This window comes from Nocardioides sp. NPDC023903 (assembly GCF_040639295.1).
GTDB lineage: Bacteria > Actinomycetota > Actinomycetes > Propionibacteriales > Nocardioidaceae > Nocardioides.
In genome coordinates this window covers 14,377-30,249 of the sequence record NZ_JBEZZS010000029.1, presented here as the reverse complement: position 1 = coordinate 30,249, position 15,873 = coordinate 14,377, and the positions used below count along the sequence as shown (strand labels likewise).

Genomic DNA, 15,873 nt, shown 5'->3' with positions numbered 1-15,873 from the left:
GTCAACGCCCTGCGAGACGCGCCAGCAGACCCCGCCTCGGGGCGGGGGTCTGCTCGACGGCCGTGGCCACCGCTGCCGCCTCAACGATCTGCTGGATGCGGACCCGAACGGATGCGACGTCGTCCAGCGGCTCGGAGAGCGCGGCGAGCTCGGCAGGCTTGAAACGCTTCGTCGGGATCCCGGCTTCTTGCATCCGCCTGGCGGCCCGGAGGCGTACGACCAGGTCGGCATCGTCGATGGAGTGGTCAGCGTCAGTCACGACGTCGTCGAGGAAGGCCCGTCGTGTGATGCGCACCAGGGCAGCGTTGTTATGGGGCGCGGTCTGGTGGCACAGGGTGACGAACTGCTCGTGTCCAAAAGCCTCGAGGAGCTCCCGCAGGCGCTCCGGGCTCTCCTCGGCCACGATGGCCGCAGCTTCCCACCTGTCCGCGATGATGAACCGGTAGGTCAGCCTCGTCGTCTGGTTGATCGCCTTGAGGGACGTCTCCGGAGCATGCCTCAGCAGGGCGGTGGTCAGGTCGCGCGCCGCGGCGTAGGCAGGATCGGTGGCGCCGCCAAGGGCAAGAACCGGTCGGATGTGGTGCCACACGTCATGGCCGAGGACGCCCTCGAAGTACTTCGCAGCGACCTGCTCGTCGCCGTAGGCCTCGATGGCCTCGATGCAGCCGAGCTCTTGGGCGAAGTGCTCCGCCAGAGCGTCGGGCGCGGACCGCTGCGACGTCATCGAGCTGCGGCCGACCCGCTTGCGATAGCCGTAGACCACGTCTGGGATGACGTCGAAAGCGAGGGCACAGTAGGCGTCCGTCATCACCCGGATGTCGTTGGAGCGCTTCGAATCGGCAAACGCAAGGCCGAGCGCATTCCAGCTCGCCCGCTTGAACACGCGGTTCCAGCAGACCCGGTCTCGGATGAAGTCCGGCTCAGAGGCGAGTGTGACGCCGACACGGACCGCGCCATAGAGCGGAAGGTTCGTCTGCCGCGTCCACGCCTTGCTCGGGCTGAAGGTCATGTAGTTGCCCACGACCATCTCCGCACCCGTGCTCCGCGCCTGACTCACCAGGCGCTCGTAGGCGTGGGTGGGGACGATGTCGTCGCCATCGGCAAACGCAAGGTACTCGCCCCTGGCCATGGCGATCCCCTGGTTGCGCGCTGCCGCGCCACCGTTGCCGGTCGCAGATCGCAGGATGACGCGCGGATCCTCGACCTGCGCGAGCCGGTTCAACGTGTCATCGGTCGAGCCGTCGTCGATGACGATGAGCTCGAGGTTGTCGAGGCTCTGGGTCAGCACCGAGTCGACCGCAGCGTCGATCCAGTCGCCGACGTCACGTACGGCCATGACGACTGAGATGGTGGGGGTTTTCGGGCGTGGGGGCGCGACACGAGGCACGAGAAATGCTTCCGGATTCGATTTTTTACTGATTGCAAACGGTGTGCCGGTTTGACCTTACAATTGCGGCGCCCAATTACATCACAGCAAGAGTTCAAGGTCCCCCACGTCGCTATGAACCCGCACCAACCCGCCTCGCCGCTCCCCACGGTGAGTGTGATCGTTCCTGTCTACAACGTTGAGCGTTGGCTGCGTGCCTGTCTCGAGTCGATCACCCTCCAGGAGTACACCGCGTGGGACGCGGTCATCGTGATCGACGGTTCCCCTGATGATTCCGAGGCGATCGCCCGTGAGTACGCGGCCCGCGACTCTCGGTTCTCGGTGGTGGTCGTGGCCAACGGCGGCCTGGGCTCGGCGCGCAACGTCGGCCTCGCGCATGCGACGGGGGAGTACGTCTTCTTCCTCGACTCCGACGACGTCATGGTCGAAGGTGCTCTCGAGTCGCTGATGGCGGCGGCCGTTGCCGACGACGCCGACATCGTGGCAGGCGCCGGCGAGGACATCTACCAAGATGGCCGCTCGGATGCATACTGGACGCAGACGAGCAGCCTCTATCGTCACGGAGCCTCCGGGTTCCATGTGGAGGAGCGCCCTGAGTTCCTCGAAGACCACGTGGTGTGGAACAAGGTCTACCGTCGTTCGCTGATCGACGCCTGCGGTGTCACCTTCCCCGATCGTGCGCACTGCGAGGACCTCGTGTTCTCGGCGACGGTCGCAACTGCCGCGGAGCGCATCTCCGTGGTGCCTCAGGTCGTCTACCGGCACCGGCGCCACGGTGCCGCGATCTCCGCGGACTACCTTCGCGAGCCCACCTTCAGCGACTGGATCGACCAGAGCGCGACAGCGCTCAAGGTGGTGCGGGAGCGGCTCTCGGGCGAGATCGCAGATCGTCACGTGCGTCACTTCGTGCGGACGCAGTGGGAGAGTCGGGCGCGCTCCATCCGTGTCCTCGACGACGAGCAGGTGGCGGCGCTGGAACGGTTCACGGCTGAGCTGATCGATCTGCATGGCATCGTGGTGACCGACGAGCCCGGCGCGCTGATGCCGTTCCTGGCTGCTGGCGGGGCCTCGCGTCGCTGGGCTGAGTCGGACCTGCCACGCCAACCGTTCGCGGCCACTGTCGTTGGGGTCGTGCAGGTGCTCGACCTGCTCGAGAGGCTCGATCCGGAGGTGGAGGCGGAGCGAGGCTTGATCAGCGACTGGATCGTACGCCGTGTGATCAGGCCCTTGGCCCAGGGTGGTGCGGTGGCTACCTCGGCGGAGGGCGACAAGCTCGTACCTCGGATCGAGAAGCTCATTGCCGCGGTCGGCACGGATGCCGTCCAGCACTGGAGCGGCCGCTCGTTCGACGGTGACGCGACGTCAGCGGTCACGTACCTGCTCGTCGATGAAGAGTCCGCGAAGTTCGAGGTCCAGTCAGCCACGGGCCGCGACGACGGCCTGGTCCTGCGTGGAGTGGCTTCCCTGGGGAGGGGAGCCCACGAGCTCGAGGACCTCGTGCTGGTCCTCCGTGCCAGGGGCGGTTCGAAGGAGCGGGTGGTGCCGGCATTTCGAGCCGGTGTCCAGCGGGCCGGTGCGCCGATGCGTTGGCAAGCTGTCATCCCGGTCGATGAGGACTACCTGGGTGACTCGTGGCAGACCGTGATGCGGATGACCCGCACTGGACGACCGTCGCGCGACGTCAAGGTCGTGGTCACGGATGGTGTGCCCGGCAGATACTCCTGGGACCTTCCCGGCAGGCGAGTCCGGCTTCTTTCGCATCGCACTCGTCACCTCGAGTTCATGCTGCAGCCTGTAAAGGGAGCTCGCGGCAAAAGCCAGGGGAATGCGACGACGACCGCGGAGCCGTCAGTCAAACGCGTCTTGACCTTCCCGGCGTGGCAGGACAACCCGTACATCAACCTTTTGACCCTGGAAGCCCGGGCTCGCGGCTACGACATGGCCGGGAAGACCTGGGCCGGAGAGCTCATCACGGATCTCCGCAGGCCCTGGGCTGGCGGAGTCGTCCATCTGCACTGGCCCTCGCCCGTAACGGAGAGCTGTGCCTCGGTCGAGGAGGCCGAGCAGGCAGTCACCGACCTCCTCGATGCGCTGGGTGAGGCAAAGTCTCACGGCCGGCCGATCCTGTGGACGGTTCACAACGAGCTTCCCCATGACACCGCCTTCCGCGCGGCGGCGGCCCGCCTTCACCAAGGCATCGCCGACCTCGCCGATGTCGTACATGTGATGAACTCCCAGACCGTCCAGGTCGTTGCGGATGCCTATCGGATCCATCCGGCGAAGGTCGTCCACATCCCGCACCCAAGCTATGCCGGGGTCTACGGAAGCAGCCTGCCCAAGACCGAGGCGCGCGAGGCCATCGGTGCCGGCTCCGACACCACCGGCGTGCTCTTCCTCGGGCAGATCCGTCCCTACAAGGGCATCAACAGCCTCTTCGACGCCGTCGCCTTGGCGGCTGCTTCGGTCGATGGCCTCGAGATGCTGCTCGCCGGCAAGACGAGTGTCGATCTCACAGAGCGTCTCGATGCCCTTGCGGACGCAGGCGTCGCGGTGACGTCCCATCTCGACTTCGTTCCGGACGAGGCGATATCCGACTGGTTCTCCGCGGCCGATGTGATGGTGCTTCCGTATGAGAAGGTCCTCAACTCGGGCAGCCTGCACCTCGCAGCGACCTATGGCGTGCCGGTCGTAATCCCTGATGAGCCCCACCTTCGTGCCGACTTCGGCCACGAGCCGTGGGTTCGCTTCTTCGACCCCAGTGACGCGGCGGCGTCGATCGCCGAGATTCTCGCATCCCGCTGGTTCGAGGCCGATGACGTCGCTCAGGCAGCACTGGCCTTCAGCCGACGCCTGGCGCCTGCTGGGATCTCTCGCAGCTATGCCGACCTCATCGACCATCTGTATGCCGGCCGGCCCGCTGTCGAGCCCACCCCCATCCCCACGCCAGAGCCGATCGTACGCATGGATCGCGTTGCCCCTCTTGTGCTTGCTGCTGACGCGCCGGTGAGACGGACGCCCCCGCGGCCCGAGCGCATGCGCCAAGCCGACTATCTCGAAAAGGTCGACGACACCACCGTCTTCTAGGACGTCTTTGCGGATCATGGGGAGGTCGTTCTCGTCGGCCTCCTCTGCTGAACCTGGAGCTCGATGTCCCCAGCGGCAGCGTCTTACGTGACTTCAAGAAGGTCGTGCGAGCGCGCGTGGATCTCACCCAGGTCAACGCGGTACGAGCCGCGGGCCTCGAGGTCACCGCGGTCGGCCGGCTCGCAGGGTGGCTAGGGGATGTATTGGGACTCGGACTTCTGCCAGTCCGGTGGCTTCGAGCACGCCCGGCAGAATTATCTCAGCCTGGCTGCCGGCGTGATCGATGCCGACGTCGACGAGTTGGTCATCCCCGAGCGGTCGATCTTTGAGCTGGCTGACGAGCATAGTGCTGTCGAGTACGGCGGCGTGTGGGTCGCGGGTGCCCGTGAGGAGCATGACGGTCTCGTGTATTCGAACTATCCGTTCCGCGAGGCGAATGCCCCGCCTGCCCCACCAAGTGGACCAAAGGTCCTGGGTCTCGTCTCTGCCGGTACGCGACATTGACGCAAGGCACCTAGGGGTGCCACCCTTGTAGACGGCCCGATAGTTCGGGAACTTCTATGATTCCAGCGAAGGAACGTATTCATGGCGAAGGCGCTGATCGGCTACATGAGCAGCGACCTGCGGACTCCCGCACATCTCACCGCCGAGAATGCTCGGCTGCGTGCGCGTGTGCGTGAGCTTGAGGATCTGGTTCTCTCTCTGAAGACGGAGAACGACGCGCTGGTCGCGGCACACACCGCCGACCTCGACTCCTCGATGCAGGAGATGCAGCCCGCCTGAGCGGGTAGCTCTGTAAACACCACGAGCGAGTCGTCCTCGCTCAGGGGGAACCGGCTCTGGTCAACGGAGTCGGTTTCGGCCGTTTTATGGGGTGATCGCCTGCTCGAGCCGCCGTTGGAGGACCGCTCGGGTGGACGTCACGTACCGGTTCGTCAGGTGGGACCCCTGGCGATAGACCAGCACGTTGCCGATCACCGGCGGACACGTGGTGTCGTTGCAGATCGTGTCGGTCATGTCGACGACCTTGACGGCCGGGACACGTCGGGCAGCCTCGAGAAGTGCCGGCGCACCGCTCTCGGCGGCTCCCGCTGAACGGGAGAACGAGCAGGCAGAGAGGTCGTCGCGATGATCGGCCACGCACTCGTAGACCTCATAGCTCTCACCCGAGGCGTCGACAGGGGTCGGGTTGTCGACGAGGACGACGACGTCGATGCCGGCAGCTGTCAGCCGCTTCCAGACGCGGACGAGTCCGGCGACCATCGCAGCCTGACTGCCCTTCCCTGTCTCCGGGTCGATTGCCGAGTTGTGCCTCTGGGAGACGATGACCGCATCTGGTCCGAGCTCGATGAGCTCGTCGACGGCGCGCCCATTGTGTTCGCGACAGGCGGTGTATTCGGACCCGCCTTCGTCACGGGTTGCATCGAAGAGCCCACATGAGGACTTGGTCGTGGTGAGCAGGCGCCAGCCGGCGTCGGTGGCGATCGTGTCCAGCGCTCCCGACCACTGCAGCGCCTTGGAGTCGCCGGCCAGGACGATGGTGCGATCGCCGTCGGGTTTGCCGAACTCGCAGGTCTTCGGCTGTGTGTCGGCCATCTCGGCCTGACAGTCGCGAGCGTAGGCGTCGGGCACGTCGTTGATCGCATCAGCCGGGGCCGGGGTGATCCCCGAGGCCGTCGGCGGGTTCTGGATGCCGGTCACGCTGTCTCCGCTGACGGTGAGGGCGGCGGCACCCTGTGCGGAACCGGTGGGGCTGGATGAAGGCACGGCGAGCATCAGGAGGCCGCCGGCGAGGACGCCGACCATCGACAAGGCGACCCCGATCGCGAGCGTCTTACGCGTCGACCGGGCTAGTGCAGGAGAGAAGCGCAGGGGGTTCTCCAGCAGGTGCAGGGACAACCATGCGGGCGCCACGGAACCGAGGATGAGCAGCAGTCCGACGGTCTGGCTGGGCTGGCCGAACAGATTCTGATATCCGATGAGGACCGGCCAGTGCCACAGGTAGAGCGAGTAGGACAGGCCGCCGAGCCACACCGCGGGCTTGAGAGACAGCAGGCGCTGCACCTCTGTGCGGTGTCGGCTGCCGGAGACGATGACGGCTGCCGTGCCCAACGTCGGCACCAGTGCCCACGCGCCCGGCCAGGCGAAGCTTTCGTCGAAGAAGAGCGCGGCCGCCAAGATGGCGCCGAGGCCACCCCAACCAAGGAGCCGGGCGGCTACCGCAGGCAAGGAGCGCCATAGGCTGGCGCCGACCGCGATGAGTGCCCCGATGCCCAGTTCCCACAGCCGGGTCGTGCTCACGAAGAAGGCCACCGGGGCGTTCGACGCCGTCAGCGCAATCGACCAGGCCAGCGAGGGGAGCGCGATGAGGGACAGGCCGATGGCCATGAGCGGGCGCACCTGAAGCCCGGTGCGACGGACGACAAGAGCGACTGCCAGCAGGAGGAGTGGCCAGACGATGTAGAACTGCTCCTCGACCGCCAACGACCAGAAGTGTTGGACCGGTGAGGCGCCGGTCCCTTCAGCCAGGTAGTCCACAGAACGATCTGCGAGACGCCAGTTGACCACGTATAGGGCCGCGGCGACGATGTCGCCGCCGAAGGTGCGCCAGTGCACCTCAGAACTCGTCAGCCAGGTGACGAGCGAGGTCACGGCCAAGACAAGCGCCGCGGCAGGGAACAGTCGCTTGGCGCGCCGCGCGTAGAAGCGTGGCAGCGAGACCCGCGTCGTCTTCTCGACCTCGCGGATCAGCACTCCCGTGATCAGGAACCCAGAGATGACGAAGAAGATGTCCACCCCGATGAACCCGCCGGGCAGGAAGGCCGCGCCGGCATGGTAGATCAGCACGGTGCCGATGGCGATCGCGCGGAGCCCCTCGATGTCGAGGCGCAGTCCGTCGACGGGAGGCGCCGGGTGTGTCGGCGTCGGTGACGGTGACGCTGGCGGGGGAGTGGTGGTCAGGGTCACCGGGGTGATTCCGTCCGATCCTGGGCTGTGGGGCCGCTCCAATAATGGGGCGGAAGCAGGTTACCCGGTGATATGCTCCGGGCTGCAAAAGTACGGCAGGATGTGGCGATCTTGATCTCAGGCAAGTGACACGCCTTCGAGCGGGGGCTCGCTCCTAGCGGAGACGATGTGACGAGAAAGACCCTGAGATCAGATGACATCACAGCCCTTCGTGGGTGACCCGGGCCAGCTTCCGATCCTGAGGGGCGCTCATGGCCAGGACCGGCCAGACCTGGTTCGGATCGCGGCCGAGCTGGACCGCACCTGGGTCGCGGCATCCACCGTAGGGCGAGTCGCCAAGCGGATGGACTCACTCGCCAGCCAGGAGCTGATGAGGATCTACGCTCGCCAGCTCGTCGGGCCTCGGGCTGCGCGGTGGGCAGCGGCTCTTGCGCATTGTGTCGGAGTGGCCCCCAAGAGCGCCGAGGAGCTTGATGATGCGCTCGAGACACTGCTGGCGATCGCGAAGCGCGACCCTCAGCTGTTGGAGCTTCACGAGGGCGAGCTCCTGTGTCACCTGCTGGTCGAGCGTGGTCGTGGCGAAGACTTTGCCGCCGTCCTGCCGCACATTCGGCTCGATGACGAAGCCAGGGAGCACGCGGCGGTCGATCTCGCGAACCCGGCCGTGCGGCCAGCGTCGACCGAGGAGGCGTGGCTTCGTCAGATCAACGACACGGTCATGTCCGGCCTCGCTCCGCTCGCCCTCGAGCCAGCCGCTGACGGAGCCTGTCCGTTCGACCGTCTTGCTGCGAGCATCGAACCCGGGGTCGTCACAGGTCCGCGGGTCACGGTCGTCATCAGCTCCTTCCAGCCAGGAGCAGAGCTCCTGGTGTCGGTGCGCTCCATCGTGGCTCAGACCTGGCGGGACCTCGAGATCCTGGTCGTCGATGACGCCTCCGGTGACGACTTCGAGGGCATCTATGCGGAGGCGACCGCCTTGGACCCGCGGGTTCGGGTGATCACCCAAGAGCACAACGGTGGGACGTACGTCGCTCGCAACCGCGCGATCGATGAGGCCACCGGCGTCTACGTCACGTTCCAGGACTCAGATGACTGGGCACACCCGGAGCGCATCGAGCGCGAAGTGGCCGCACTGGAGTCACAGCGGTCGATCGTGGCCGTTCGTACGATGGCCCTGAAGCTGTCCGACGACTTGATCGTGTCGCGGCGCCAGAACGTCGCCCGGCAGGCGGTCGCGCCGACCCTGATGTTCCGCAAGGACCAGGTCTGGCCGCTTCTCGGCTCCTTCGACCCGGTCCGGAAAGCCGCCGATACAGAGTTCCACTTCCGTATCGAAGCGGTGTTCGGCGACGGGGCCGTGGTGGACCTCGATGAGCCTCTCCAGTTCATGAGGATGAGCGCAGGGAGCCTGTCTCGAGACGAGTTCCGCAGGGGGTGGCGGCACCCGGCGAGGATGGTCTACCGATCGGCCCTGTTGGCTTGGCACGACGAGATCCGGCACGGAGCCTCGCCGTTCCTCGGGCGCGACAGGAGAGCGTTCCCGGCGGCCAGGCGCTTCCAGCTGGCGCAGGACCCCTCGCCTGAGTACGACCTCGTCGTCCTCGGGGACTGGCGACAGGACGGGCCGCGGCAACGTGAGGCGGCCGACTGGATCGCTCGCCTGGCGTCCTCACGGGCAGGCATCGCAGCGCCGCGTATCGCGGTCGTTCATGTCGAGTCCCTGAACTTCGAGCGATTCCGGTCCGACCGCTACATCGAGCCGGTGCAGGACTTGATCGCGCGCGGTGCCGTCGAGGGCGCTAGCTGGGACGACAGCCTTGTCGCCAAGACGGTCGTCTGCATCGACCCGACGACCCTCTCCTTCCCGCCGCGCCTCGAGACCGGCATCCGGGCGGAGTCGGCCGTGATCATCACCGATCGAGACGAGTACGTCGCGGATGTGTCGCTGCTGACGTACGACCGTGGCTATGTCGAGTCCGTGATTCGTACGGCCTTCGGTGCCGAGCCCATGTGGAGCGTGCGGGAAGGCGGGGCCGGGCCAGAGTCGCTGGGGCGGGTCACCCGCGCGCCGTTCCCGGCTGCGGTCGCTCCTCGCAAGGCGCCGAGCCTACGGTCGGGTCGGGGCAGCGTCGTCGTCTCGCTGTCGACGGTGCCGAGCAGAGCCGAGCTCGACCGTGCCGTGGGCGTCGCGCACTCCCTGGTCGAGTCTGGGTTCGACGTTCGCATGCGGGGCGTTCCCTATGTGCGCGCCTGGATCCTGGAGAGCCTCAAGGGCCGAGCGTTGCCGGTCATCTTCGACGTCGGCCAGACCACTGACTCGGTGATGTTCGCAACGGCCGAGCATGTCGTCATCACCCAGACGCAGCAGACGGTGGTCCAGCGTCTGGCGGCCGAGGCAGCAGCCTCGGGTGCGGTTGCGCATGTCCCGGCGGGGAGCAGGATCGAGGCGCCGGCCAACAGCTATCTTGCGGCCGAAGACCTCGTGGATGCGATGACCAATGCGCGCGAGGTCTCGCAGATCGCGACTGTGCCGGGGGCTGAGCCCCCTGAGGCCGCCCTGTGGGCCTGGTTCGATGAGATCTGCGGTGGAGATGTCGCGCTGACCGGCTGATTCTCAGAGCCGGTCGGCTCCTGCTCGCTTGGCGGCCTCGAAACGAGCTGCGTCGATGGCGGCGAGGACACGGCGCTCGGTCAGTTCCACGCGGGCTGCCGTCGCCAGGGTGTGGTCGTTGATGGACCCGTTGACCTGGGTGTTGGCGCGTCCCCACGCCCTGGTCACCAGGAGGGTGGCGCTGCCGAACCCGGCGACGGCGAGTCCGAGCGCCGCCAGCGCAGCCTGCTCTTGACCCGTGATGGCCAGAGCGGTGGTGGCAAGGCTGAGAACCAGACCTCCCGCAGCAAGGGTTTTTGACAGGGTGAGACGTGTGGGGACGCGTGCCACGGTAGTAGCTCCTCGGTGACGCATGGGGCAGCCAGATGCTGCCGGGGGTGTGCCGAAGGATACCTGTGGGGGTGCCCTTTGCGCTGTTCGCCCGTGGAGTCGAATCGCCTCGGGTGACATGTAGCCGTTGCCTGGCGTTCATCTGCACATCGTCTGGCGGGCGCTCGCAGTCATCCGACACGGCTACGCTCGCGCGGTTCGCCACCGTCGGTGGCCCGTTTCGTGATCCCCCAGGAGCTCTCCGTTGTCCTCGTTGCGCCATCACCCCGTTCTGCGGTCCGCGGCCCGCCGCCTTCCCGACCCGCTCAAGGAGCAGATCAGGGCGGCGCTGGCCCGCCGGGAGCGCCGCGGGCGCAAGCCGGTCATCGGGCTCGCTGGGTTCTTCGGGGCCGGCAACTACGGCGACGAGCTGTTCCTGTCGGTCTATGAGCAGTACTTCGGCGAGGAGTTCGAGCTGCGGGTGCTCGCCGACAACATGACCAAGCCCTACTACGACCGGCCGCTCGCCGAGATCGTCGACGAGGTGGACGCCATCCTCATCGGCGGCGGGGACATCCTGCAGTCGTGGCAGGCGGACCCGCGCTACTTCAACCACAAGATGCTGGCCAAGCCCGTCTTCGTGGTGGGTATCGGGGTGCCGATCTACCGCAACACCGAGATCAAGCCGCACATCATCGAGAGACACAAGAAGTTCCTCGAGCACCCGAACGTGAAGTTCATCGGCGTACGTGACCAGCCGACCGCCGACTGGATCCTCGAGAACATCTCCGCCGACCTGGACATCAAGGTCGCCCCCGACATGGTCTGCGCCCTGGACCTTCCCCCGGCGACCAAGCCCGAGGGGGCGCCGATCCTCGGCGTGGTCACCCGCTACCGCCCCAACCTGGACGAGCCCGACGACTACTCGCGCGTCGAGGAGATGGCCGGCAAGGCGATCGCGGAGGGGTGGCGCGTACGTCATCTCATCCTTGGCACGATGGACGTCGGTCGACGCGACGTGGCCAACGCCGATGACCTCGACATCCCGGGCAAGGAGGTCGTCTACACCGAGGACCTCGACGAGCTCACCCGCGCGATCGGGGAGTGCACCGCGTTCGCGAGCATGAAGTTCCACGGCTCGGTGGTGGCCACGATGTACGGCGTGCCGTCGATCGTGATGATCGCGACCAACAAGAACCGCAACTTCATGAAGCGCATCGGGCTGGAGGCCAACGTCTCCGCCTTCGACGCCGCCGACCTGGCCGAGCGGTTCACCGATCGGGTCATCCCAGATCCTGAGGCAGTCGCCGGTCTGCGTACGGCCGCGGACGCCCATCTGCGGGAGCTGCGGGCCGAGGTGAAGCAGACGCTGGGGCTCTAGAACGCGCCGAGGTCCCCAGATCGACACACCCGGCGGGTTATCCTCGACCCGCTGGGGTTCCCCTGAGCAGCGGCGATTAGATTTGCTGGCTCACCTCAGCCACGCTGATGTGTTGCGAACTGTGTACGACCACGTGGTCCTGAGCCGGGGGAGAAGCCGATGTACCTCAAGCGTCTGACGCTGAAGGGTTTCAAGTCGTTCGCCTCCGCGACGACCCTCGAGCTCGAACCGGGGATCACCTGCATCGTCGGCCCCAACGGCTCGGGCAAGTCCAACGTCGTCGACGCTCTCGCCTGGGTCATGGGTGAGCAGGGCGCCAAGAGCCTGCGCGGCGGCAAGATGGAGGACGTCATCTTCGCCGGTACGGCCGGTCGCGCCCCGCTGGGCCGCGCCGAGGTCTCGCTGACGATCGACAACACCGACGGCGCGCTGCCGATCGAGTACGCCGAGGTCACCATCTCGCGCACGATGTTCCGCAACGGCGGCTCGGAGTACGCCATCAACGGCAGCCCGTGCCGGCTGCTCGACGTCCAGGACCTGCTGTCGGACTCCGGCATCGGCCGCGAGATGCACGTCATCGTCGGCCAGGGCCAGCTCGACACGATCCTGCGCGCGACCCCCGAGGACCGCCGCGGCTTCATCGAGGAGGCCGCCGGCGTCCTCAAGCACCGCAAGCGCAAGGAGAAGGCGCTGCGCAAGCTCGACTCCACGCAGGTCAACCTGGACCGGCTCCAGGACCTGCTCGTCGAGATCCGCCGCCAGCTCAAACCGCTCGGCCGCCAGGCGGAGGTCGCCCGGCAGGCGCAGACGGTGCAGATGGACGTACGCGACGCCAAAGCCCGCATCTACGCCGACGACCTGGTCACCGCGAAGACCGAGCTCGACAAGGAGCTCGCCGACGAGGGTGCGCTGCTGGCCCGGCGGGCCGAGGTCGAGGAGACCATCGCGGAGGGACGCGAGCAGGAGGCTGTGCTCGAGGCGGCGCTGCGCGAGGACCTGCCGGCGCTGGCCGCCGCGCAGGAGACCTGGTTCGCGCTGAACTCGCTGCGCGAGCGGCTGCGCGGCACCCAGTCGCTGGCCTCCGAGCGGGTACGCAATGCGGCCGGCTCCGAGGACTTGGAGGTGCGCCAGGGGCGCGATCCCGAGGAGCTCGAGGCCCAGGCCGAGGTGGCCCGCGAGCAGGAGGAGACGGCCGACGCCGAGGTCGAGGAGCTTCGCTACTCCCTCGAGGAGGCCGTCGAGTCTCGTAAGGAAGCGGAGGATGCCGCCGCGGAGGAGGAGCGCCGGGTCAAGGGACTCGAGCGTGCCGCCGCCGACCGTCGCGAGGGGCTGGCCCGGTTGACCGGCCAGGTCAACGCGCTCAAGTCGCGTGCCGCTGCCGCCGATGACGAGGTCGGGCGCCTGACCGCTGCTCGTGAGGAGGCGCTGGCGCGCGCCGAGCGGGCCCAGCGCGACTTCACCGCCCTGGAGACCAAGGTCGCCGGGCTGGACGCGGGGGAGGAGGGCCTCGACGCCGAGCACGAGGCCGCTGCCGCCGCGCTCGAGGACATCGAGGAGCGTCTCGCCAAGCTGCAGGCCGAGGCGTCGCAGGCCGACCGGGACCGCTCGACGCTGGCCGCCCGCAAGGACGCCCTGGAGATTGGTCTGAACCGCAAGGACGGTGCGGGCGCGCTGCTCGGCTCCGACCTCCCCGGGGTGCTCGGGTCGGTCGCCTCCCTGCTGGCGGTGCGCTCCGGCTACGAGGCCGCAATCGCGGCGGCGCTCGGGACCGCGTCTGACGCGGTCGTCGTCGAGTCCGCCGAACGTGCCGTCGGCGCGATCGAGCACCTCAAGACCGAGGACCTCGGCCGGGCCGGGCTGCTCCTGGGCGGGTCCCCCGAGGAGACCGGCGGCTGGCCGTCGCTGCCCTCCGGCGCCGAATACGCGCTGGACGTGGTCGAGTGCCAGCCGGTGCTGCGGCCCGCGGTGGCGCGGCTGCTCGACAAGGTCGCGGTGGTCGAGGACCTCGCCGCCGCTCAGGCGCTCGTGGCGGAGGACCCCGAGGTCACCGCGGTGACCCGCGAGGGCGACCTGATCGGCGCCCACGTCGCCTCCGGCGGCTCCTCCAGCGTGCCCAGCCTGATCGAGGTGCAGGCCGCGGTCGACGAGGCCACCGCCCAGCTCGCCGAGGCCCACGCGGTCTCCGAGCGGGCCACCTTCGAGACCTCCCGGCTCGAGGCCGAGCGGCTGGCCGCGCAGAAGCGGGTCGACGTCGCGCTGGCCAAGCTGCACGAGTCCGACGCGACTCTGGCAGCCGTGGCCGAGGAGCTAGGCCAGTTCGGCGCGCAGTCGCGTGCTGCTCGCGGCGAGGCCGAGCGGCTGCTGGCCGCCGTCGAGCAGGCGCAGGAGGCGCGCGAGAACGCCGTCGCCGGGCTCGCCGAGCTCGAGGAGCGCCTCGCGATGGCCGAGGAGGACCCCGAGGACGAGCCCGACCTCAGTGCCCGCGACGGGTTGGCCCAGGCCGCCCGCGACGCACGACAGCGTGAGATGGACGCGCGGTTGGCGCTGCGTACGTCTGAGGAGCGCGCCCGCGCGCTGGCCGGCCGTGCCGAAGGGCTGCTCCGCGCGGCCCGTCAGGAGCGCGAGCAGCGCGCCAAGGCGGCCGCCCGCCGTGAGCAGATGCGCCGCGAGGGCGAGGCCGCGCGAGCGGTCGGGACCGCGGTGGCGTACGCGCTGGACCGTCTGGAGGTCTCGGTGCAGCAGGCTGCCCGGGCCCGCACCGAGATCGAGGAGTCCCGCGCCGGCCGCGAGCAGGCACTGCGCGAGTGCCGCTCGATGCTGCGCAACCTCGGCAAGGAGCTCGAGGAGCTGGTCAACTCCGTCCACCGCGACGAGATGGCCCGCGCCCAGCAGCGGATGCGCATCGAGCAGCTCGAGGAGCGGATCCTCGAAGAGCTCGGTCTCGACCCCGAGGCGATCGTCAAGGACTACGGCCCCGACCAGCTGGTCCCGCAGCACCCCGACGAGGACGGCAACGAGCGCGAGCCGATCCCGTACGTCCGTGCCGAGCAGGCCAAGCGTCTCAAGATCGCCGAGAAGAACCTGCGCGCGCTGGGCAAGGTCAACCCTCTCGCTCTGGAGGAGTTCGCTGCCATGGAGGAGCGCCACAAGTTCCTCACCGAGCAGCTCGAGGACCTCAAGCAGACCCGCAAGGACCTCCTCGACATCGTCAAGGAGGTCGACAACCGCGTCGAGCAGGTCTTCACCGAGGCCTGGGAGGACGTACGCGTCGCCTTCGACCACGTCTTCGCGCGGCTCTTCCCGGGCGGTGAGGGCAGGCTCGTGCTCACCGACCCGGACAACATGCTCACCACCGGCATCGAGGTCGAGGCGCGTCCGCCGGGCAAGAAGGTCAAGCGGCTCTCGCTGCTCTCCGGTGGCGAGCGGTCGCTGGTGGCCGTCGCGTTCCTGGTCTCGCTCTTCAAGGCGCGCCCCTCGCCCTTCTACATCCTCGACGAGGTCGAGGCCGCGCTCGACGACACCAACCTCGGCCGGCTCCTGGAGATCTACGAGGAGCTGCGCGAGTCCTCGCAGCTGCTCGTCATCACCCACCAGAAGCGCACCATGGAGGTCGGCGACGCCCTCTACGGCGTCACCATGCGCGGCGACGGCGTCACCACCGTCATCTCACAGCGGTTGCGCGACGCTCAACCAGCTTGACTCACGCCTGACTCGTCGGCCGCGGCGGCACGACGATCCGAGCGCTGATGCGCCACCCGTCGGCCGTTCGCACCACGTCGTCCTCGTAGACGACCGTGCCCGTATGTCCGTCCGCCATGACTGAGAGTCCCTTGGAGCGCACGCTGGCCCGGTCGTCGCGATCGGGATCGGCTGTGACGATCACGTTGGTGACGTGGTGACCGACGGGCTGGTTGCCGGGCGCGGAGGCGAAGAGCTCGATGAGCGCCGGCAGTCCCTTGACCACCCCAAGGTCATACGCGGTCACGTCATACGACGCGTCGGGCGTCAGCAGCAGTCCAAGATCTTCGGAGCGCCGGTCGTCGGCCAGGTGCCCGTGTAGGGACACTAGCTCGTGGATGGCCAGCCGATCAGCGGTCGTGAGTGGCATCGGGGCTCCTGAGCTCCGTGGAAGGA

10 protein-coding genes are annotated in these 15,873 nt (G+C 67.9%); 6 read left to right on the top strand and 4 right to left on the bottom strand.

Annotation, left to right across the window (positions count from 1 at the left end; translation table 11 throughout):
* Position 1: 1 nt before the first annotated feature.
* Positions 2-1,387 carry a glycosyltransferase family 2 protein gene (locus AB0F44_RS23455; RefSeq protein WP_357359078.1) on the bottom strand — a complete coding sequence of 462 codons (1,386 nt, stop codon included), beginning with the start codon at positions 1,385-1,387 and terminating at the stop codon, positions 2-4.
* Positions 1,388-1,501: 114 nt separating this feature from the next.
* On the opposite strand from AB0F44_RS23455, the gene AB0F44_RS23450 reads away from it, so the two are divergent.
* The 3 genes from AB0F44_RS23450 (at position 1,502) to AB0F44_RS23440 (ending at position 5,254) form a co-directional block, all read left to right on the top strand.
* Positions 1,502-4,471, top strand: a complete 2,970-nt coding sequence (locus tag AB0F44_RS23450) for a glycosyltransferase (protein WP_357359077.1) — start codon at positions 1,502-1,504, stop codon at positions 4,469-4,471.
* Between the two features lie 198 nt (positions 4,472-4,669).
* Positions 4,670-4,975, top strand: coding sequence for a hypothetical protein (locus AB0F44_RS23445; RefSeq protein ID WP_357359076.1), 306 nt, complete (start codon positions 4,670-4,672; stop codon positions 4,973-4,975).
* A gap of 81 nt (positions 4,976-5,056) precedes the next feature.
* A complete protein-coding gene (locus tag AB0F44_RS23440) occupies positions 5,057-5,254 on the top strand; it encodes a hypothetical protein (RefSeq protein ID WP_160024522.1) in 198 nt (65 codons plus the stop codon).
* An 84-nt stretch (positions 5,255-5,338) separates the two neighbouring features.
* Here the strand turns inward: AB0F44_RS23440 and AB0F44_RS23435 are convergent, their stop codons facing one another.
* A complete protein-coding gene (locus tag AB0F44_RS23435; RefSeq protein WP_357359075.1) occupies positions 5,339-7,438 on the bottom strand; it encodes an acyltransferase family protein in 2,100 nt (699 codons plus the stop codon).
* 193 nt (positions 7,439-7,631) lie between these two features.
* Here AB0F44_RS23435 and AB0F44_RS23430 point away from each other — a divergent pair, with 193 nt between their 5' ends.
* Positions 7,632-10,049: a glycosyltransferase family 2 protein gene (locus AB0F44_RS23430; RefSeq protein ID WP_357359074.1), complete on the top strand. Its 2,418-nt coding sequence runs from the start codon at positions 7,632-7,634 to the stop codon at positions 10,047-10,049.
* Positions 10,050-10,052: 3 nt separating this feature from the next.
* Here AB0F44_RS23430 and AB0F44_RS23425 read toward each other — a convergent pair whose 3' ends face one another.
* Positions 10,053-10,379 carry a hypothetical protein gene (locus tag AB0F44_RS23425; protein ID WP_357359073.1) on the bottom strand — a complete coding sequence of 109 codons (327 nt, stop codon included), beginning with the start codon at positions 10,377-10,379 and terminating at the stop codon, positions 10,053-10,055.
* Positions 10,380-10,623: 244 nt separating this feature from the next.
* Between AB0F44_RS23425 and AB0F44_RS23420 the strand changes: the two genes are divergently transcribed.
* Both AB0F44_RS23420 and smc read left to right on the top strand, forming a co-directional pair.
* Positions 10,624-11,739, top strand: a complete 1,116-nt coding sequence (locus AB0F44_RS23420) for a polysaccharide pyruvyl transferase family protein (RefSeq protein ID WP_357359072.1) — start codon at positions 10,624-10,626, stop codon at positions 11,737-11,739.
* A gap of 159 nt (positions 11,740-11,898) precedes the next feature.
* Positions 11,899-15,438, top strand: a complete 3,540-nt coding sequence (smc, locus tag AB0F44_RS23415; protein ID WP_357359071.1) for a chromosome segregation protein SMC — start codon at positions 11,899-11,901, stop codon at positions 15,436-15,438.
* 1 nt (position 15,439) lies between these two features.
* On the opposite strand, the gene AB0F44_RS23410 is transcribed toward smc, so the two are convergent.
* Complete coding sequence (locus AB0F44_RS23410) at positions 15,440-15,847, bottom strand: nuclear transport factor 2 family protein (RefSeq protein WP_357359070.1); 408 nt, start codon at positions 15,845-15,847, stop codon at positions 15,440-15,442.
* Positions 15,848-15,873: the final 26 nt, after the last annotated feature.

What these genes read in the sequence shown, in the direction of transcription:
- AB0F44_RS23445 (WP_357359076.1), top strand. Translation starts at nt 4,670, where the DNA reads ATGTATTGGGACTCGGACTTCTGCCAGTCCGGTGGCTTCGAGCACGCC.
- AB0F44_RS23440 (WP_160024522.1), top strand. Translation starts at nt 5,057, where the DNA reads ATGGCGAAGGCGCTGATCGGCTACATGAGCAGCGACCTGCGGACTCCC.
- AB0F44_RS23430 (WP_357359074.1), top strand. Translation starts at nt 7,632, where the DNA reads ATGACATCACAGCCCTTCGTGGGTGACCCGGGCCAGCTTCCGATCCTG.
- AB0F44_RS23410 (WP_357359070.1), bottom strand. Translation starts at nt 15,847, where the DNA reads ATGCCACTCACGACCGCTGATCGGCTGGCCATCCACGAGCTAGTGTCC.
- AB0F44_RS23450 (WP_357359077.1), top strand. Translation starts at nt 1,502, where the DNA reads ATGAACCCGCACCAACCCGCCTCGCCGCTCCCCACGGTGAGTGTGATC.
- smc (WP_357359071.1), top strand. Translation starts at nt 11,899, where the DNA reads ATGTACCTCAAGCGTCTGACGCTGAAGGGTTTCAAGTCGTTCGCCTCC.